General features: G+C 67.3%; 19 protein-coding genes. 17 read left to right on the forward strand and 2 right to left on the reverse strand.

Going from position 1 to position 19,861, the window contains the following annotated elements:
* Positions 1 to 11: 11 nt before the first annotated feature.
* The 3 genes from LOZ83_RS19865 to LOZ83_RS19875 all read left to right on the forward strand — a co-directional run bounded on the left by LOZ83_RS19865 (position 12) and on the right by LOZ83_RS19875 (position 3,037).
* The gene (locus LOZ83_RS19865; RefSeq protein WP_236792348.1) at positions 12 to 902 is read left to right on the forward strand and encodes an enoyl-CoA hydratase; all 891 of its coding nucleotides are present in this window, start codon (positions 12 to 14) and stop codon (positions 900 to 902) included.
* 82 nt (positions 903 to 984) lie between these two features.
* Positions 985 to 2,004: a phosphotransferase family protein gene (locus tag LOZ83_RS19870; protein WP_236792349.1), complete on the forward strand. Its 1,020-nt coding sequence runs from the start codon at positions 985 to 987 to the stop codon at positions 2,002 to 2,004.
* Positions 2,005 to 2,344: 340 nt separating this feature from the next.
* The gene (locus LOZ83_RS19875) at positions 2,345 to 3,037 is read left to right on the forward strand and encodes a TetR/AcrR family transcriptional regulator (RefSeq protein ID WP_255824469.1); all 693 of its coding nucleotides are present in this window, start codon (positions 2,345 to 2,347) and stop codon (positions 3,035 to 3,037) included.
* Position 3,038: 1 nt separating this feature from the next.
* Here LOZ83_RS19875 and LOZ83_RS40800 read toward each other — a convergent pair whose 3' ends face one another.
* Positions 3,039 to 3,359, reverse strand: coding sequence for a CoA transferase (locus LOZ83_RS40800; RefSeq protein ID WP_374202678.1), 321 nt, complete (start codon positions 3,357 to 3,359; stop codon positions 3,039 to 3,041).
* A gap of 127 nt (positions 3,360 to 3,486) precedes the next feature.
* Between LOZ83_RS40800 and LOZ83_RS19880 the strand changes: the two genes are divergently transcribed.
* From LOZ83_RS19880 to LOZ83_RS19945, 14 genes are all read left to right on the forward strand, one after another.
* Positions 3,487 to 3,870, forward strand: coding sequence for a RidA family protein (locus LOZ83_RS19880; RefSeq protein WP_236792351.1), 384 nt, complete (start codon positions 3,487 to 3,489; stop codon positions 3,868 to 3,870).
* A 386-nt stretch (positions 3,871 to 4,256) separates the two neighbouring features.
* Positions 4,257 to 5,306 carry an extracellular solute-binding protein gene (locus tag LOZ83_RS19885; RefSeq protein WP_236792352.1) on the forward strand — a complete coding sequence of 350 codons (1,050 nt, stop codon included), beginning with the start codon at positions 4,257 to 4,259 and terminating at the stop codon, positions 5,304 to 5,306.
* A 4-nt stretch (positions 5,307 to 5,310) separates the two neighbouring features.
* Positions 5,311 to 6,144: an SDR family NAD(P)-dependent oxidoreductase gene (locus LOZ83_RS19890; protein WP_236792353.1), complete on the forward strand. Its 834-nt coding sequence runs from the start codon at positions 5,311 to 5,313 to the stop codon at positions 6,142 to 6,144.
* A complete protein-coding gene (locus tag LOZ83_RS19895; RefSeq protein WP_236792354.1) occupies positions 6,141 to 7,094 on the forward strand; it encodes a hypothetical protein in 954 nt (317 codons plus the stop codon). The genes LOZ83_RS19890 and LOZ83_RS19895 overlap by 4 nt, the downstream gene beginning before the upstream one ends.
* Complete coding sequence (locus LOZ83_RS19900; RefSeq protein ID WP_236792355.1) at positions 7,091 to 9,076, forward strand: acetoacetate--CoA ligase; 1,986 nt, start codon at positions 7,091 to 7,093, stop codon at positions 9,074 to 9,076. Before LOZ83_RS19895 ends, LOZ83_RS19900 begins: the two co-directional genes overlap by 4 nt.
* Positions 9,077 to 10,300, forward strand: a complete 1,224-nt coding sequence (locus tag LOZ83_RS19905; protein WP_236792356.1) for a PLP-dependent aminotransferase family protein — start codon at positions 9,077 to 9,079, stop codon at positions 10,298 to 10,300.
* An 11-nt stretch (positions 10,301 to 10,311) separates the two neighbouring features.
* Positions 10,312 to 11,193, forward strand: a complete 882-nt coding sequence (locus LOZ83_RS19910) for an LLM class F420-dependent oxidoreductase (protein WP_236792357.1) — start codon at positions 10,312 to 10,314, stop codon at positions 11,191 to 11,193.
* Positions 11,186 to 11,995, forward strand: a complete 810-nt coding sequence (locus LOZ83_RS19915) for an SDR family NAD(P)-dependent oxidoreductase (protein WP_236792358.1) — start codon at positions 11,186 to 11,188, stop codon at positions 11,993 to 11,995. The genes LOZ83_RS19910 and LOZ83_RS19915 overlap by 8 nt, the downstream gene beginning before the upstream one ends.
* A gap of 46 nt (positions 11,996 to 12,041) precedes the next feature.
* Positions 12,042 to 13,301 carry an acyl-CoA dehydrogenase family protein gene (locus LOZ83_RS19920; protein ID WP_236792359.1) on the forward strand — a complete coding sequence of 420 codons (1,260 nt, stop codon included), beginning with the start codon at positions 12,042 to 12,044 and terminating at the stop codon, positions 13,299 to 13,301.
* A 2-nt stretch (positions 13,302 to 13,303) separates the two neighbouring features.
* Entirely contained in the window at positions 13,304 to 14,362 is a 1,059-nt protein-coding gene (locus tag LOZ83_RS19925; protein WP_236792360.1) for a phosphotransferase family protein, read from the forward strand.
* 3 nt (positions 14,363 to 14,365) lie between these two features.
* Positions 14,366 to 15,166 carry an SDR family NAD(P)-dependent oxidoreductase gene (locus LOZ83_RS19930; RefSeq protein WP_236792361.1) on the forward strand — a complete coding sequence of 267 codons (801 nt, stop codon included), beginning with the start codon at positions 14,366 to 14,368 and terminating at the stop codon, positions 15,164 to 15,166.
* An 84-nt stretch (positions 15,167 to 15,250) separates the two neighbouring features.
* Positions 15,251 to 16,276 carry an aldo/keto reductase gene (locus LOZ83_RS19935; protein ID WP_236792362.1) on the forward strand — a complete coding sequence of 342 codons (1,026 nt, stop codon included), beginning with the start codon at positions 15,251 to 15,253 and terminating at the stop codon, positions 16,274 to 16,276.
* A gap of 90 nt (positions 16,277 to 16,366) precedes the next feature.
* On the forward strand, positions 16,367 to 18,208 hold the full coding sequence (locus LOZ83_RS19940; RefSeq protein WP_236792363.1) for an iron ABC transporter permease: 1,842 nt from the start codon (positions 16,367 to 16,369) through the stop codon (positions 18,206 to 18,208).
* Positions 18,209 to 18,227: 19 nt separating this feature from the next.
* On the forward strand, positions 18,228 to 19,358 hold the full coding sequence (locus LOZ83_RS19945; protein WP_236792364.1) for an ABC transporter ATP-binding protein: 1,131 nt from the start codon (positions 18,228 to 18,230) through the stop codon (positions 19,356 to 19,358).
* Between the two features lie 198 nt (positions 19,359 to 19,556).
* On the opposite strand, the gene LOZ83_RS19950 is transcribed toward LOZ83_RS19945, so the two are convergent.
* Complete coding sequence (locus tag LOZ83_RS19950) at positions 19,557 to 19,724, reverse strand: hypothetical protein (RefSeq protein WP_236792365.1); 168 nt, start codon at positions 19,722 to 19,724, stop codon at positions 19,557 to 19,559.
* Positions 19,725 to 19,861 lie beyond the last annotated feature (137 nt).

The following is a 19,861-nucleotide window of genomic DNA, read 5'->3' on the forward strand; positions in this document are numbered from 1 at the left end:
AGGGGATGCCAATGACGTCTACCATTCGATACGAGGTTGTGGAAGGGATCGCGATGATCACGCTTTCCCGGCCCGAAAAACGCAACGCGCAGAACGTGCGGATGACTTATGAATTGAACGACGCGTTCGACAGGGCAGCGCGCGACGATGATGTGAAGGTTATCGTTTTGGCCGGCGACGGGCCGCACTTCTCCGCCGGGCACGATCTGGACGACGTGGTGTGGCACGAGGAGTTCGAACAGGTCAGTACCTGGGGTGGATACGGGGAACCGGGCGCCGAGGGCTGGGTGGCCCGGGAGGAGGAGATCTACCTCCAGATGTGTGCGCGATGGCGATCGATTCCCAAGCCGACCATCGCCGCTTGCCATGGCAAGACCATCGGCGGCGGCCTGATGTTGGCCTGGGTGTGTGACCTGATCGTGGCGTCCGACGATGCGACGTTCGCTGATCCCGTGGTGGCGATGGGGATCTGTGGGGTCGAGTGGTTCGCGCATCCGTGGGAGCTCGGACCACGCAAGGCGAAGGAGATGCTCTTCACCGGGGATTTCTGGACGGCGCAGGAGGCTCACCGGTTGGGCATGGTCAACCATGTCGTTCCGCGGGCTGAGCTGACCGAATTCGCCCTCAGCCTGGCCCGGAGGATCGCGGCGCAGCCGATGTTCGCCCTGCGCCTGGCCAAGGAGGCGGTGAACCAGGCCGTCGACGTGCAGGGGCAGCCCTCCGCAATCCGCGCCGCGTTCACGCTCCACCAACTCGGCCACAGCCACCTGCTCGAGCGTTTCGGGATTTGCATGGACCCGGCCGGCATTCCACCGGCGTTACAGGAACGCTTTCCGTCCGCCGAACCTGGCGACGTGCTCCGCGAGCGCCGCCGAGCGGCCCGTGCCGGCACCAAGCCGTGAGATGCGCGGCAGCACCGGACCCTTCGCCCGAGCTGATTCAGACCGGTGACGAACGGGAGCACTCCGGAAGCCCGGCGATCTGATGGGCGCCGACGACCCGCCGAACCTGCCGCTTGATCGGCTGGGGACCTGGCTCGAGGCACAGGTACCGAAGGTGGTTCCGCCCTTGATCGGGACCCTCGTCGCGGGCGGGCGCTCCAACCTGACATACCGGCTCATCGATGCGTGTGGTCGTTCGCTTGCATTACGCCGACCGCCGGCCCACACCGAGGTGCCGGGCGCGCACGACATGGTCCGCGAGTTCCGCATCCTCCGAAGCCTTGCGGAGCGGTCGCGGGTCCACGTTCCAACGCCGCTCGCGTTCTGCCGCGATACGGCGCTGATCGGGGTGTCGTTCTATGTCATGGAGTTCGTCGAGGGGATCGTCGCGCGCGACCCTGACACCGCCGCCGCACTGCCTGAGTCCGCGCGGCGCACGGCCGCCTTCGCACTCGTCGACGAACTGGTCGAGCTGCATCTGACCGATGCGGCCGATGTCGGGCTCGGCGATCTTGGACGATCGACCGGCTATGTGGAACGCGAGCTTCAGCGTTGGTCCGGCCAGATATCAGGCACCTCGGCAGCCAGCCGGCTACTTGCCGAGGTGCACACCCGGCTTGTCGGACAAATGCCACCACAACGTCGCACCGCGCTGGTGCATGGCGACTACGGGCTTGACAATGCGATCTTCGCGGCCAACGGGGAGCTGCGAGCGGTGCTGGATTGGGAGTTGTGCACGCGGGGCGACCCGCTCGCCGACTTGGGCTGGCTGCTGTTGTTCTGGCAGCCCGAGTCCGACCTGACAGAGGTCCTGCCACGTGGCACCACACTTCGCGGATTCCCGGGCCGGCAGGAGCTCACGTCGCGATATGCCGCCGCGACGGGCGCCGAATTGCGGGACCTGTCCTATTACGTAGGTCTTGCGGCCTGGCGGCTCGCGATCATCACTTTGGGCGTCGCCTCACGATATCGAACTGGTGGCCGAGCCGGATCAGACGTCGATATCCACCGTCTGAACGGCGACGTGGAGCGGCTCGCTATAGCCGCTTCGCGCCACGTGTGATGGTCGCCCAACTCGCCCGTCGCGGCCGAGGTAAGCCGGCACGGCATCATGGTGAACGCGGTAGCACGCGGCCCCACCCTTGCACCTGAAGGTGAATTCGGATACAGTCCGCGGTAAGGGTTATCAGCTGCGATGGGGGGTCGGCACATGGAGCCATCGTCCGCCTCACGGAGCCGGCCGGTTGCTCGTAGGCACTCGCCGCGCAGCGGCGAACACTCACGCGGCGCTGCCGTCTCGAACGTGTTCATGCCCGGGTCTTGCATGGTGCGAAGCGCTTACTCGACCAGGGCGAAGTGGCCGGTCAGTGAACGGTTGACAGTTATCCGAGCGAAGGCACCTGATGCGACGATCCGGTAATGCGGAGACTCGACGCCGGCAAGCGGAACCCCCCGCGTCGGCGAGCGAGCCAACCGTTCAGCGCCGCTCGCCACGCGCCGAGCGAACGCGGGCCCGCCTGTTGGTCGCGGCGCGGAAGGTCTTTGAACGTCAAGGATTCGTGAACGCGCGCATCACCGATATCGCGGAGACGGCAGCGGTCGCCATCGGATCCTTCTACACGTACTTCCGCACCAAGGAAGAAATCTTCGTTGCCTTGATATACGAGATGGAGGAAGAATTACTACGCCCCCATCGCGATATTGCCAGTTCGAAGAACGCCAGTATCTACGGTGCGGTCGAGTCGGCGAACCGCGACTACCTGAACACGTACCAGCGGAACGCTGCCCTGATGGCGGTGCTCGAGGAATTCTCAACCCTCGATGACGAATTTCGGACAATCCGCATCCGGCGTGGCATTGCGTACCAAGAGCCGAACATTCGCTCCATAAGGCGACTGCAGGAACGTGGTATCGCGGACCCCGAGCTGGACGCGGTTCTGACAGCCCACTCGCTCGGTGGCATGGTCAGCCGCGCCGCCTATCAGGCCTTCGTCCTCGAAACCAGCGACGATATCGATCAACTTGTCGCCACTCTGACCCGGCTGTGGCTGAATGCTCTCGGAATCGACCAGAAGTTCTGGTCAGAACCGCTCTAGCTTATGAGTGAAGCGCCGATCCTGAGCCTCGCTTCTGACAATTGGGCGCACACTCGGGCGAAACCCAAAGGATCTTTGACTCAGGCCGTGCATGAGGAAGGTCTATCGGGCGCGCTTCTGAGTGATCTGTCGCGAGGCGGCTGGGCGTGGCGCGGACCACGACCCGGTCGGCCATCCGGCGGACCGCACACCGTCCCTCTTCTGTTTTCAGATCGACGGCCAGACTGCGTTTGTTCCGGTTCACGCTGAGCGAGATGCCGCACCCGTCGAGCCAGGGCGGCGTGATCTGACGCTCGGTGAAGCCAGGTTTCGGGCAAGGCAATCAACACTATTTGCCGGTACCTGTGGCTTTTTGTTCTCGATGAAACCGCGTCAGCACTCCTCGTCGGGGTTGTGATCTCACTGACCGCGGCGTACCTTGAGGATGAATTCAACTTCAGGAGACTCTCATGGTCGAGAAGGCATCCGCCAACAGAATTCTGAGCAAGGGTATGTCCGGCGCCGTTCGTGCGGGCGATCTCGTATTCCTGGCCGGACAGATCGCCAACGACGAGGACGGCAACGTCGTTCCGGGTGACATCGAAGCCCAGGCGACACAATGCTTCCGCAATGTCGAACGCGAACTGAAGGCGTTCGGCGCGACCCTGGAGGACCTCGTCGAGGTCACCGCTTTCGTTGCCCATCCTTTCGATCTCGATGCCTATGTGCGGGTGCGCACGGGGGAGTTCTCGCCGGAGCATCCGCCCGCGACCACAACTGTCGTGGCCACCCTCGGGTCGCCGATCTGGCTGGTCGAGGTGAAGGCTGTCGCCGCCCTCGGACCGTGGGTCTAGGACTCCGGTCGCCACAGGGCAGCCCCAGGAGCCTTCACGGGCGCTGAGCAGGCATTGCCGTTCGCCGCGGGATCAGTCCGCAATGGACGGTCATATCGGCGCGCCCGCTCGCCGGAGCGGGCTGTTAGCCGCGGGCCCGCGGAGGCGGCGGCAAAGGCCAATTGTGACCCTTGCCACCGCCTCCGCGGACACCTAGCATGAGCCTGAACTCAACTTCAAGTTGCCCGCCGGGCCGGCATCCACCGGTACGTGTCACGTCGGGCTCGGGATCGGCCGGCGCGCGACGGCGCGCCTGAGGTCGCGTCCCGCGGTCTCACCATCGTTTCCCTCAAACGGTTCCTGGAGCAAAGGTGCATCAGAAACTCAGTCAACCCATCACACGTCGCATGGGCCTGTCCATCATCGCGTCCGTTGTCCTCGGCGGGGCGCTGGCCGCATGCGGATCATCATCAGGGGACAGCGGCGACACGACCACCGCTGATCCCGGGCTCGAAGGCGACGCCCGGTGGAAGGAGACGATCGCCGCGGCGGAGCGGGAGGGAGTCGTGGTCTTCTACAGCAGCGCGCCACAGACCGCGATCGACCGGCTCCAGAAGGCGTTCAAGGACAAGTACCCCAAGATCGACATGCAGCCGACCCGGGTGACGGGTCTCGAACTGGCCACCGCATTGGAGAACGAACGCCACTCGGGCGGGAGCGGCGCGGACATCGCACTGCACGACATGGTTCCGTTCCAGTACGACAACCTGGCGAATTTCACGCCGCCCACCGGGCCGAACCCGCAGCGTGCCGAGTTCAAACGCGAAGGCATCACGCTCAAAGGCGTGTCGCAAATGCACAACATCGTGCCGTTCGGCCTCGCCTACAACACCTCGCTGGTGCACACCCCGCCGACCGACTTCACCGCGCTCGCCGATCCGTCGTTCGCCGGTCAGGTCGGCCTGTTCGACTTCGCGTCGCCGGGCTCGGCGGATCTCTACGGCTTCCTGGTGCAGCACTACGGCGGCGAGGACTTCCTCCGGCGGGTCGCGGCCGGCAAGCCGCAGTTCTACCCGTCGGTCGCGCCGACATTGCAGGCGCTGACCTCGGGCGAAATCGCGATCACCGACTACGCGAGCAGCGTCGCGGTGCAGGACCTGGTGGATCAGGGGGCGCCGGTCAAGTTCGTGCCGACGAAGCCACAGTGGGCGATCCAGTTCTACACCTACATCGTCGGCTGGGCGAAGCACCCGAACGCCGCTCAGGTGCTGTACGACTTCATGGCGACCCCCGCCGGGCAACAGGCGATCAACAAGGACGCGATCAGTGTCCTGCCCAATATCCCCGGGACCGTCGGCCAGATCGGTGACGTGCAGACGATGAACGTCGAGAACGCCATCAATGCCAACACGGTCAATGCGGCCAACGCCCGGTGGCGCGCGATCTTCGGACGGTGACGACGTGGCAGGCGTAGCGACCCACACGGTTCCCGGCGTCGGCCTTCCCCACGACCTCGTGGGGAAGGTGGCGATCGTCCTGGGCGCCGAACGGCGGAACAGCATCGGTCGTTCCGTGGCGACCGCACTGGCCGCCCGAGGGGCGGAGGTCGCGGTGACAGGGACGGCCGCTTTCACGAGCACCGGCGATCCGGGGTGGCGCGGTGCCGACTCCGTCCGCGCCGATCTCACCGAACGCCTTGGCGTTCGGGCATCTTCGCACCTCGTCGATGTGCTGGCGGAGGAACAGGTCGATCGGCTCGTCGCCGATGTCGCCGGACAGCACGGCCGTGTCGACATCCTGGTCAACACTGCGGCCGTGCCGGCCGGAGACGCCAGTCCGGTGACGGAAATCAGGTTGCCGGACTGGCAGCGGACGCTCGCGGTGAATCTCACCGGCGCCATGCTCGCCAGCCGCGCGGCAGTGCGCTGGATGATCGAGCACGACGTCGCGGGCCGGATCGTCAGTATCGGTTCGGTACACGGTCGCGAAGGAGTCGCCTTTCGCGCGGCCTATTCCGCGTCGAAGTTCGGTCTGGTCGGCCTCATGCAGAGCTTGGCCCAGGAACTCGCCGTCTCGGGTATCACGGTCAACACCGTGTGTCCCGGGGTGGTCGCCACGGACCGGGTCAGCGGTGCCGACGAGGAGAGCCTGCGCCGGCTCGTGGGCAAGATACCCATGGGGCGGATGGCCACCGGCCAGGACATCGGCGAGGTCGTCGCCTTTCTTTGCACGCCCGCGGCCGCCTACATCACCGGGCAGGCCCTCAACGTCGATGGTGGATGGCAGATGCGATGAGCGGGACGGACGACGACTTGGCCGGCGGATACGCCGAGACACCGGAATGGCCGAAGCTGCCGCGAGATCTGGACTTCGCCGGCGACGCGGCGGCAGTCGCGATCGGACCGGACGAGCTGATCTACGTGTTCAACCGCGGTCCACAAAGGATGATCATCCTCCGGCCGGACGGCACATATGCCGGGGGATGGGGTGACGCCGGCACCTATGCGCGCCCGCACGGGGTGACTGCCTGTGCGGACGGTGACCTCCTCCTCGTCGACGCGGGGTCGCACATCGTCGAGAAGGTCCACCCGGACGGCGAGCGGGTGTTGCGATTGGGTATCCATGGTCGCGCGTCCACGGCGTATTCCGGGGAGCCGTTCAATCAGCCCACGGATGCCGCCGAACACCCGCGGACGCGCGAGATCTTCGTCGCCGACGGGTACGGGAACTCGCGCATTCACCGCCACGACGCCGACGGGCGGCACGTGCTGTCGTGGGGTGAGCCGGGGACCGGCGCGGCACAACTGTCGAACCCGCACGGGATCTGCTTTCTCGACGACGACCACTTGGCCGTGTGCGACCGGGAGAACTACCGGATACAGATCTTCGAACTCGACGGAAAACTGGCCGGGACCTGGCATTGGCACCACCCCTGTGCCATTCGCCGGTCCGGCGACCTGCTCTACATCGCGGAACTGGGGCCACCGTCCTATATGCACGGAACGATTCCGAACATGGGGTGCAGTGTGACGATCGCGAACAAGGACGGAAAGGCACTCGGCCGGCTCGGTGGCCGTTTACCCGGTGTCGAGGACGGCAGGTTCCTCGCACCACACGGAATGGCTGTCGCCGAGGACGGTGCCCTCTATGTCGCGGAAGTGAACGCGGTGTACCTCGAGGCTCTCGGAAAACCGGTTCCGCCGCGAGAGACGCTGCCCTGCCTGCGCCGCTGGAGCCGAACATGACCGCGAAGCCAGTATCCTATGGCGACATTCTGTGGAAGCCGTCCCCGGAGGCCGTCGACGGTCTCCGGCTGACGGCGTACACCCGCTGGCTCGCGGAGACACGCGGCCTGCACTTCGCCGGCTACCACGAACTCTGGGCGTGGTCCATTCGCGATCTTCCCGCGTTCTGGCAGTCGATCATCGACTTCTTCCGCATCCACTTGCACACCCCGCCCGACACAGTCCTCACGGACGACCCGATGCCGTCGACACGCTGGTTCCCCGGGGCCACGGTCAATTACGCCGAGCACGCGCTGCGGCACACGGGCGATGCCCCGGCGATCCTGGCGTTCTCACAAACGCGAGATCGGCAGAGCCTGACGTTCGACGAGCTTCGTGATCAGGTCGGCCGGGCCGCGGAGGGACTCCGCCGCCTCGGTGTCGCCAAAGGCGACGCCGTCGCCGGATACCTGCCCAATTGCGCCGAAGCCGCCGTACTCCTGCTCGCCTGTGCGTCTATCGGCGCCGTGTTCTCGTCGTGTGCCATCGAGTTCGGCACCGCGCTCGTCGTGGACCGCCTCACTCAGATCGCCCCAAAGGTGCTGGTCGCCGCGGACGGCTATCGCTACCACGGCAAGGAAATCGACAAGCGGAGCACCATCGAGTCGATCTCGGCTTCGTTGCCGTCGCTCGAAGCCGTGGTCGTCGTGCCGTATGCCTTCCCCGAGCGCGAGACCGACGCCATGTCCTGGGCGGAGCTGACGAGTGAACAGGGCACGCTCTCGTTCGAGCCGGTCGACTTCGACCACCCGCTGTACGTGCTCTATTCGTCGGGCACGACCGGGCCGCCGAAGGCGTTCGTGCACTCCCACGGACGCATTCTCGTCGAGCATTTCAAGGCGCTGGGCCTGCATCTCGACCTGGGGCCCGGCAACCGGCTGCTCCAACCCACCACCACCGGCTGGATGCTGTGGAACGTCGGGGTTTCGGCGCTGCTGGTGGGTGCGACGATGGTCTGTTTCGACGGTGACCCGCTCTACCCCGATCCGGCGGAGATCTGGCGGATCGTGCACGACAGCGGGGCCACAGTGCTCAACACGGGTGCGGCTGTCGTCGTCGGAACGATGCGCAGCGGCCGGATTCCACGAGACGAGGTGGACCTCTCGGAGCTTCGTACGGTGTCCGTGACCGGATCTCCGCTTCCGCCGGTAGCCTTTCAGTGGCTGTACGACGCGGTCAAGCCGGACGTGTTCGTCACATCCGCGTCCGGTGGGACCGACGTGTGCACCGGATTCCTCGGTGGCGTGCCGTCGCTGCCCGTCACTGCCGGGGAGCTGACGGCTCCCTATCTCGGGGTGGCGCTCGACTCCTACGACGAGCACGGACGACCGGTGCGCGACGCCGAGGGTGAACTGGTGGTGACCCGGCCGCTGCCGTCGATGCCCGTGGAACTCCTGCACGACCCGGACAAGATCCGCTACCGCAAGAGCTACTTCGACGTCTACCCCGGGGTCTGGCGGCACGGGGACTGGATCCGCATCGGGTCGAACGGCGCGAGCGTCATCAGCGGCCGCTCGGACGCCACACTGAAGCGGGCCGGGGTGCGGATCGGCACCGGTGAGATCTACTCGGTGCTCGACCGGATCGGCGAACTCGACGACACCGTCGTCGTGCACCTCGACGGCGGGGGAGCGGACGTGCTCGTCCTCGTCGCCGCGCCGCGGTCCGGCGTGCCGGGCGACGAACAACTGGCGTCGTGTATTCGCAAAGCGATCCGCGCGGATCTGTCGCCCCGGCACGTTCCGGATGCCGTCCATTTCGTGCCGGCGCTGCCACGGACGATCAGCGGGAAGAGGTTGGAGATTCCGGTGAAGCGCATCCTCGGTGGCGCGCGCCCGGACGAGGTGCTCGATCCCGAGGCGGTCACGAATCCGGCGTCGCTGGTGCATCTGGAGGCTGTGCGTGACGCGCTCGCGGCAGCCGCCCGTTCCGAATCCGAGTGAATGACGACCGAACAGGCAGGCATGGACATCACCGAACTCCTCAGCACGGCTTCGTCAATGACGAGACCTGACCCGGTTGCCGGCAGCGCCCGGCCGGGTTCCATCGTTTTCGGATCAGGCGTGCCGGATCCCGTTCTCTACCCCCGCGCGTCGCTCGTCCGGGAGATCAGCAGGGTGCTCAGCGAGCCGGGAGTCGATCTCGGCTACAGCCGTGGCCGGGGGCAGCCCGCGTTGTGTGCCGCCGTCGCGGATCGGCTCAATGTCAGATCGGGGAGCACGCTGGACGGCGACGACATCACGATCACGGCCGGAGCGTCGGGTGCGCTGCAGGCCACCGCCGCCGCACTGCTCGACCCGGGAGATGTCGTCGTGGTCGAGGAGTACACCTATCCGGCCGCCGTGGACACCTTCCGGCAGCGGGGCGCGACTGTCGTCACCGTCCCGACCGACGAGCACGGCATCGACGTGCACGCCCTGGGCGCCGAACTGGATGCCCTGGCCGGCGCTGGCCGCCGGGTCAAGGCCGTCTACACGATCGCCCCGTACCAGAGCCCCACCACCGTGACGTTGAGCGCCGAACGCGCCGGCGTCCTCGTCGACCTGGCGGCGCGGCACGGCGTTCTGGTCGTTGTCGACGACACCTACGGAGAGATCCAGTTCACCGGGCGGTCGCCGCTGCACGGGCCACTCCTGTCCAGCGGGCAGGCCGTACACCTCGGATCGTTCAGCAAGACGCTCACGCCGGCACTGCGGCTCGGGTGGGTCGCGGGGAATCGAGGCGTCGTCGACGCGATCACGGCGATGCGCACGGACATCGGCGTCAGCCTCGTCCTGCAGGAGGCCGTGGCGCGAATGCTCGCCTCGGGCGAGTACGCCGAGCACGCGGCCACCGCGAGCCGCCACTACCTGCGCAAGCGAGACCTCCTGCTGGACGTTCTGGACACCGAATGTGCCGGCATGGCCAGCTGGCAGGTGCCGGAGGGATCGTTCTTCCTGTGGTTGAGGACTTTCTCCCCGACCGAGGAGATCGCCGCCGCGGCGAGCGATCTCGGGGTGGGTTTCGTGCCCGGCAGTGTCTTCGCCGTCGACGGCGAAGACCGGCACCACCTGCGGCTGGCCTTCGGCTTCGTGGGCCTCGACGAGCTGGCCGACGGCGCCCGCCGGCTCGCCCGGTCGATGTCGCGGGCGTCCGGAAACGAGCCAGTGAGCGCGGTCGGGCGATGAGAGTCGGCGCGGTGCTGCCTACGACGGAGATCGGCGCGGACACGGGCGCCGTCGCGCATTGGGCGGCAGGGGCGGATGAGTGCGGCTTCGACGCGATCGTGCTCTACGACCACGTCGTGGGCGCCGAGCACCAGGGACGAACCCCGCCCATCACGCGCGACTACGACGAACGGACCTCGTTCCGCGAGCCGTTCGTGCTGCTGGGCTACCTCGCGGCGGTGACACGCACGGTCGAGCTGATGACCGGTGTCCTGGTCCTGCCGCAGCGGCAGACGGCGCTTGTCGCGAAACAAGCGGCCGAGGTCTCCCTGCTCAGCGGCGGGCGGTTCACGCTGGGCGTGGGCATCGGGTGGAACGTCGTGGAGTACGACGCGCTCGGCATGAGCTTCGGCGACCGTGGGCGACGCCTCGACGAGCAGGTGCGTCTGCTGCGCATGCTGTGGGCCGACGATGTCGTCAGCCTTGACGGCCGGTTCCATCGGATCGACCGCGTCGCCATCAGCCCCCGCCCGGACAAACCCATCCCGCTCGTGTTCGGTGGCGGCTCCGCCACCGCGCTCCGGCGTGCCGCCCGACTGGGCGACGGGTTCCTCTTCAACGCCCCGTCGCCGGAGGCGCTGGATCTCCACGCGACGCTCGACGCGCAACTGGCTGGTGCCGGCCGTGCGCGGGAGGGGTTCCGTGTCCTGGTCCAGGTGCACGCCTGCCACGGCGAGGAGCAGCTGAGGCACAGCCTCGCGCCCTGGCGGGGGAGGGACGTCGACGACGTCGTCATTTCGACGATGCGCAACCGCATGATCGGCGCCACCGCTGACGTGTGCGACGGCGCCGAGGAGCATCTCGCCCTCCTCCGCAGAACGCGTGAGATCGTCCGGGAGGTACTGGGTGACTAGCCAGGACACGGCGGGGCTCGCGGCGCTCGACTCGGCCGACGAGGCCTATCGGCTCGATGGCAAGGTCGCTTTCGTCACCGGCGGCGCGTCGGGGATCGGGTTCGCCACGGCGGCGGTGCTGAGCCGCCAGGGCGCCGCGACGGTGCTGCTCGACATCGACGCCGACGGTGCCCAACGGCGAGCGGAATCCTTGCGCGCCACCGGGCATCGAGCAGCGGCCGTCGGCGTCGACCTGGCTGACAGCGACGACATCCGGCGCGCCTTCGGGGCCGGGCTCGCCGCGTTCGGCGCCTTGGACATCCTGGTCTGCTCGGCGGGTGTGGTCGGTAGCCCGCACGGCGTGCTGGACGTACCCGAGAGCGTCGTCGAGACGAGCCATCGCGTGAACGTGCACGCGAACTTCGTGCTCTCCCGGCTCGCGGGTGAGCACATGATCGGCCACGGCGTGCGAGGCCGCGTCGTCTACCTCAGTTCCAGCTCCGCGTTTCGCGCCGAGATGTCCTATCCCCACTACTCGACGACGAAAGCCGCGCTGGGACAGCTGGCCCGCAGCTTCGCGGCGGAGGTCGGGCGGTACGGGATCACCGTCAACGCGGTGGCGCCCGGTCCCACGAACACCCCGATGAATGCCGGTGGCCGGGCCCAGCTCGACGTCCGGGTCCGGTCGGGGCCACTGAAGAACCTGACGGGGTGTGCGGCCGAGCCGGAGGACGTCGCGGAGGTCGTCGCGTTCCTCTGCCTCCCCGCGAGCCGGCTCATCACCGGGCAGGTGATCCAGGCCAGTTACGGCGCCATCGTCTGAGGCCCATCGCAACACCCGTATCGCCGAAGTAAGGAGTAGCCGACCCGTGACCGCACGAACGGCCCCGCCCGCCGCGGGACTCAATGATCTGGAGATCTCCGAGAAATCGAGGCCACTCCTCGACGACGTGCGGTCGTTCGTCGCCGAGGAGATCGAGCCCGTCACCGCGAAGTTCTACGAGCTGGGCGCGAACCGTCTGGAACGCTGGTCGTATGCGCCGGGGCAGCTGGAGCTGCTCGAGACGTTGAAGGACAAGGCGAAAGCCAATGGCCTGTGGAACTTCTTCCTGCCGGACGCCCGGACGGGGCAGGGGCTCTCGAACCTCGACTACGCCTACATCGCCTTCGAGCTGGGCCGGAACCCGCTCGCTCCGGAATGCCTCAACTGCGCGGCACCGGACACGGGGAACATGGAGGTGCTCGAACGGGTCGGCACGCCCGAACAGCGCGAGCAGTGGCTCACCCCACTGCTCGACGGGCGGATCCGCTCGGCCTTCGCCATGACCGAGCCCGGCAGCGCGTCGTCGGACGCCCGGAACATCGCCTGCTCCGCGGTTCGCGATGGCGGAGACTGGGTGATCAACGGCGAGAAGTATTTCATCTCGGGCGCCGGTGACCCGCGTTGCCGGCTCCTCATCGTCATGGTCAAGACCAATCCGGACGCGGCGCCCCGGCAGCAGCATTCGCAGATCCTGGTGCCGTTGCCGCACCCCGGTGTCGAGATCGTCGGACCGATGCATGTGTTCGGCCGGGACGAGGCCCCGCACGGGCACATGCACATCTCGTTCCACGACGTGCGGGTGCCACAGTCGAACGTGCTCCTCGGGGAAGGGCGGGGTTTCGAGATCAGCCAGCTTCGCCTCGGGCCCGGACGCATCCACCACTGCATGCGCTCCGTCGGGGCCGCCGAGCGTGCGCTGGACCTGATGGTCAGGCGGGGACAGGACCGGACGGCGTTCGGGCGGCCGATCATCGCACTCGGCAAGAACACGGAGTGGGTGAGCCGGTCCCGCATCGAGATCGAGGCGATGCGACTACTCGTCCTCAAGGCGGCGAAGGCCATGGACGTGCTCGGCAACGAGCAGGCCCGGGTCTGGGTGTCGGCCGCCAAGGCCATGGTTCCGGAGCGGGTCTGCGACATCATCGACCGCGCCATCCAGGTGCACGGCGCCACCGGGGTCTCCCAGTGGAGCCCGCTCGCCGACATGTACATCGCGCAACGGGTGTTGCGCATCGCCGACGGGCCGGACGAGGTTCACCACATGGTCGTGGGACGGGCCGAGATCGCCCACGGGCTGGGTGGGTAGCCGTGGCCATCCTGTCCGGGCAGCGGGCGGAGCCGGTGGGCGATCCGCCGGGCATTCGCCGGGAGTCGGTCGTCCCGTGGCTGGCGGCGCACGTCCCCGGGCTGCGGCCGCCGGTCCGGTTCACCAGGATCACCGGTGGCCGCAGCAATCTCACGTACCGCGTCGACGCCGCCGACGGTGCCACCTATGTGCTGCGCAGGCCACCGCTCGCAGGGGTGCTGTCGACCGCGCACGACATGCGCCGTGAGCACGACATCCTGGCCGCATTGGCTCCGGGTGAGGTGCCGGTTCCGCCGGTGGTCGCCCTCTGCACCGATGACAGTGTCACCGGAAGTCCGTTCTATGTCATGACATTCGTGCCGGGGCGCGTGCTCGCCGACGGTGCCTGGCACGGGCATCCGGAGGCGAATGTCCTGCGGGCGCGAGTCAGCCGGGAACTGGTGGACATCCTCGCGCGCATTCACGGCGTCGACGTCGACGCGGCCGGACTCGGTGGGTTGCGGCGACGCGACCCGTACCTCAGCCGGCAGCTGGCCCGCTGGCACCGGCAGTACACCGAATTGAGCCAGGTCCGGGTCGCGCGGATCGACCAACTCCACACCGAACTGGTCGCCCGGCAGCCCGATGAGGTGGAGTCCACGCTCGTGCACGGCGATTTCCGGCTCGACAACTGCCTTGTGAGCGATGCCGGGAACGTCCTCGCGGTACTCGACTGGGAACTCGCCACGGTCGGTGACCCGCTCGCCGACCTGGGCCTCTTCCTCGCGTATTGGCGGCCGCCGGCGCACCTCACCGTGCTGCCCGCGACGTCGGCCGCGGACGGTTTCCCGACCCGGGACGAGGTCGTCGATGCCTACCATCGGAAGACCGGGCGCCGCGTGCGCGCCATCGACTACTACGTCGCCTTCGGTTACTGGAAGCTCGCCTGCATCCTGAGCGGAGTCCATGCCCGCGCCGCCGCCGGTGCGATGGGTTCCGCTGCCTTCGACGTCACGAGCTATCCCGCCCAGATCGAACTACTCGCCGAGGCCGCCGCCGCGAGCCTGAATACGAAGTGGTGACCGATGCCGACTGACCAGTCTCCGGCGCCGATCTCGATGCGGAGCATCCCGGCGATGTTCCGGCTCGACGAGAAAGTCGTCGTGGTGACCGGAGCCTCGTCGGGGCTCGGTCACGCGTTCGCCCGCGCCTGCGCCGCTGCCGGCGCCGACCTCGTCCTCGCGGCGCGGCGGCGCGAGCACCTGGACCTGACCGCCAAGCTGGTCGAAGCGCAGCGGCGCCGCGCGGTCGTGGTGCCCACCGACGTGACCGATCCCGGCCAATGCCAGGCGGTTGCCGACGCGGCCGTGCGGGAGTTCGGCCACGTCGACGTCCTCGTCAACTGCGCGGGCACGGCGAGCGCCAACCCCGCGACCCGCGAGACACCCGAGGAATTCCGGGAGGTGGTGGAGGTCAACCTGCACGCTTCCTATTGGATGGCACAGGCGTGCGGGCGGGTGATGCGTCGCGGTGGAAGCGTCGTCAACATCTCGAGCGTCCTCGCGCTGACGACGGCGGGCCTGCCACAGGCCGCGTACAGCGCCTCCAAGGCCGCACTTCTCGGGCTGACCCGCGACCTCGCCCAGCAGTGGGGGCCTCGAAAGGGCATCCGGGTCAACGCGATCGCACCCGGCTTCTTTGCCACGGAAATGACCGACGACTATGCCCCGGCCTATGTCGAGAACGTGCTCCGGCCCCGGATGTTGCTGGGACGCAAGGGAAACCCCGACGAGATCGCCGCGACCCTGGTCTGGCTGGTCTCGGACGCGGGTGCCTATGTCACCGGTCAATGCATTGTCGTTGACGGCGGAATGAGCATTACCTAGGCGCTTCGATCCTTGCTGTTGAACTTGAACTCAGATACAGTTTTGAGGGAACCGATGATGCTGTCCTCCCCAAGGAGCCGGTGCATGGACCTGCCGCTTCGACCGCTCGGGAGCCAAGGCCTGGCCGTGTCCCCGCAGGCGCTCGGCACGCTGTCGATCAGTGAGTTCTACGGCAGCGAGTTGAGCGATCCGCCGGACGTGGAGGAGGGGATCGAGACCATCCATCGGGCGCTCGAACTCGGCGTCCAGTTCTTCGACACCGCGGACATCTACGGCAACGGTCACAACGAGCAGGTGCTCGGGCGGGCCTTGGGCCCGGTCCGTGATCAGGTGATCATCGCGACGAAATTCGGTGCGATCCGCAAAGCCGGCGCGACGTCACATGCCTTCGACGGGCGGCCGGAGTACGTCCGGTCCTCTTGTGAATCGTCCTTACGGCGGCTCGGTACCGATCACATCGACCTCTATTACCAGCATCGCGCCGATTCCCGGGTGCCGATCGAGGACACCGTCGGTGCGATGGCGGAATTGGTACAGTCCGGAAAGGTCCGGTACCTCGGGCTCTCCGAGGCTTCGGGAGACACTCTGCGGCGGGCGCACGCGACGCACCCGATTTCCGCACTGCAGAGCGAATACTCGCTCTTCAGCCGGGACATCGAGGCCGACGTCCTGCCGGCCTGCCGGGCACTGGGCATCGGACTCGTCGCCTACAGTCCGCTCGCTCGCGGGCTCCTCACCGGAACCATTACGACCGAGACGACATTCAGTGGCACCGACTGGCGGCGGACGACTCATCCGCGATTCAGTACGGAGAACCTCTCGCGCAATCTGGAACGTGTCGCCGAGGTCACGGCGATAGCCGGCCGGCGAGGCGTGACCCCGGCACAGGTTGCTCTGGCATGGCTCCATCACCAGGGCAACGACGTCATCCCGGTTCCCGGGACGAAGCGGCAACGTTATCTCGAAAAGAATGTCGCGGCCTTCGGTATCGCCCTCGACGAGAGCGAACTCGCAATACTCGACCAGCTCGTTCCCGTCGGCGACCGATATCCGGACATGTCCACCGTGAATCGAGATACGCCCGGCACACTCATCGATTGCGGGGAATGACCATGAGGTCCGGAAATACCGGCGGCCCACGGCCGGCGCCCACCGAGCCGGCGCCGGCGAGGAAGCAGTAGTTCGAACGAGACATGCCCGGTGCCGGGCGACGTGGCGCTACTGTCACGCGTCCGCCGGCACCAGCCCGACAAGGAGGTCGTGGTGAACGGGATCGGATCGACGAGGGCCGGGAACAGCAGTGGCGGCGTGCTCGTGCGGGAGAAGCAAACCGAGCCGCCCAGCGAGCGCCCGGCGGAGCGCCGGCCACGGCCTGCGCGCAGGCGCGGCCGGCGAGCGCTGAACACGGTGCTCACCGCGATCCTGGCCGTCGCGCTGGCGTACCTCGTCCTCTTTCCCATCATCCGGCTCGTCCTGCTCGCGCTGCAAGGTGGCGGCGCGAACATCGCCCGCGCCGTCGGCACGCCGGCAATTGGCCAGACCTTGCTGACGACCATCGTGCTGGCTGTCGTGAGTGTGGTCATGGCGGCCGTGCTCGGGACGATTCTGGCGTGGCTGGCGACCAGGCTGCCCCCGCGGCATCGCTGGGCGGCCGTGCTGCCCCTGCTGCCCATCGTCCTGCCGCCGATCGCGAGTATCAGCGCCTTCGCCTTCCTGCTGGCGCCGCGATCGGGCCTGGTGAACGACCTTTTGCGCAACCTCCCCCTGTTCTCGGGCTATACCAACAAAACCGGCGGTCCCATCAACGTCTACAGCTTCGGGTGGATCATCGCCATCACCGGGTTGTACCTGACCTCGTTCATGTTCGTCTTCATCCGGGCCGGCCTGGCCCGCGTGGGTCCGCAGGTGGTCGAGGCGGCCCGATCGAACGGCGCGACACCCGGCCGGGCGTTCTTCCGGATCGTCATCCCGTTGCTGCGCCCGTCCTTGACCTACGGCGGCGCGATCTGCCTCCTGCTCGGCCTCAGCCAGTTCACCGCGCCGCTGATCCTCGGCGGCAACGAGAACATCCGCGTCCTCACCACCGACGTCTACTACTACGTCGGCCTGCACGAGTACGGGCTGGCCGCCGCACTGTCGATGCCGCTCCTGCTCATGGGGACCGCGCTGGTACTGGCACAACGTGGCCTGCTGACGAACAGCCGCCGGTTCGCGAGCGACGTCGGAAAGGGCGTTCAGGGCACTGGGCGCGCCTCCCGCTGGGCGCTGCCGGGGCTCTTGCTCTACGGGCTGCTGATGGTGGTCGTACCGATCGCGACGCTCGTGGTGGTCTCGTTGTCGCCGTTCTGGAGCGGGCACGTGGACTTCAGCACGTTCACATTGCGGAACTTCTCCGCGACGCTCGACCTGCCGGCCGCCCGCACCTCCGTGCAAACGAGCCTGCTCGCGTCGGTGGCCGGCGTGCTGGTGGCGATCCCGGTGGGCTACCTCGCCGCGGAGGTGATCTACCGGCGCCGCGGTGGGCGGGTGATCTCCAGCGTGGTCGACTTCATCGTCGGGCTGCCGCTCGGGATTCCGGCGGTGGTCTTCGGTCTCGGCTTCCTGTATTTCTACTCCCAGCCCGGGTTCGAGCTCTACGGGACGCCGTGGATCATCATCCTCTTGTACGTCACGCTGATGCTGCCGTATGCCGTCCGCCTGCAACTGACCGCGCGACTGTCCCTGGGGGACTCCTACGAGGCCGCGGCGCGCTCGTCGGGAGCCGGCGTCCTGCGCACCCACCTGCGGGTGGTCGTGCCGATGATGCGCAGTTCCATCGCCGGCGCGGCGGCGCTCATGTTCGTCCTGCTGAGTCACGAGTTCTCCGCCTCCGTCTTCGTGCGATCGGTACGAACGCAGGTGATGGGGACACAGCTCTACGCGTTCTGGTCGACCGGAACCGCGCCGAAGGTAGCGGTGATGGGCATCGTCATGTGCGTGGTCACCGCGGTGGGCGTGTCGCTCGCCTCCTGGGCGGGTTCCGGCACCCTCGAGAAGCTCTGACGGCGAGAAGGAGAAGCCGATGCTTTCTTTGCGTGGCCTGGAGAAGTCGTTCTCCGCGAAAGGCGACATAGTCCGGGCGATCGACGACGTCTCCCTCGAAGTCGGTGAGGGTGAGCTGCTGGTCCTGCTCGGCCCGAGCGGGTGCGGCAAAACCACCGTCCTGCGGTGCATCGCCGGGCATGAGTCCGCACAGGCCGGTGCCATCGAACTCGGCGGTGAAGCGATCTTCGACGCTTCTCGCGGGCTCGATCGCCCTCCGGAGAAGCGCCACATCGGGATGGTGTTCCAGAACTACGCCCTCTGGCCGCACCTGACCGTCCGCCGGAACCTCGAGTTCCCGCTGCGCGCGCAGAAGATGAAGAAGGAACTCGCGGCGGGCGAAGCGGTGCGAGATGTCGCCGGCCTGGTGGACTGCCTCCCCTACCTGGAACGGTTTCCCAGCGAGCTGTCCGGCGGGCAACAACAGCGGGTCGCGTTGGCTCGCGGGCTCGTGGCCAGGCCGAAGTTCATGTTGTTCGACGAACCGTTGAGCAACCTGGACGCGTTGCTGCGTGCCCAGGTCCGGCACGATCTCCACGAACTGCACCGCACGATCGGCTTCAGCGGCATCTACGTCACACACGACCAGAGCGAGGCCTTCGCACTCGGCGACCGGCTCGCGATCATGCGCGCCGGCCGGATCGAGCAGATCGGCACGCCGCAGGAGATCTACAGCAGCCCGTGCACGGAGTACGCCGCCAACTTCGTCGGGCTGAGCAACCGGCTCGTCTTCTCGCCGATGGGTGTGGACAGGTGGGGTTTCGCCGGTGAGGACGGGGGAGAGGTCCCCATCACCACACGTGCGGGCATCGACGAGCTGACACTGCGCTGCCGGCCCGACGACTTCGAGCTGTTGCCCGGGTCGGCGAACGCCTACGACGGCCTGGCCCTGGAGGGCCACATCGCCGGCTCGGTGTACGAGGGACGTCATTACGACCTGAGCATCGTCGCCGGCTCGTCCACCGTGAACGTCCATGCCGGTGTCGCGCAGGGGGCGGGACTCACCACCGGCGATCCGGTCAGGATCGGGATGCGGTGGCAGAAGGGTTCCTGGTTCAGCGCGGGCACGAGGGTCGATGTGGTGGCCCGCGAAGGAGTCTCGTCACCGTGATCAGCGAACTGAGCCGACGGCACGCTGCGCCGCCGGCTCAGTTCCTTCGGCGTTTTGCAGCTGGAACAACTCCAGCAGTTTGGCCTGCTCGCCGGAGGCGGCCACCACGTTGAGGCGGCCGTGGCTGTCAGCGGGATCCGCGTGGCGCCGGTGCCCGGCCTTCCGTCGCGCGGCAACCACAAAGGCCGGGATCCGGTTTCACGACCCCTTCAGGAACCTCAGGTAGAACGCGCCGAACACCAGGACGATTCCGGCGTTCACTGTCAGCCGCGCCCAGAAGTGGTTTCTGAAGAAGAGGATGTCCACGCCGACGATGACGGCCACCATCGCGACGGCGTAGAGCACGAGGGCTGTCTGCCTTCCCATTGTTCCTTTTTACTCCGTGCGGCCGGATGTTCCGCGATGCTGCCGTTTCGGGCCCGCGTCGGGACTTTTTCCTCTGTGCCCGAACGCCGGGGCACGCGGTCCCTGGCGGTGCACAAGTGATCCCGTGTGGAGGAGAC

The organism is Amycolatopsis sp. GM8, assembly GCF_021653975.1.
In the GTDB taxonomy this organism is placed as follows: Bacteria; Actinomycetota; Actinomycetes; order Mycobacteriales; family Pseudonocardiaceae; genus Amycolatopsis_E.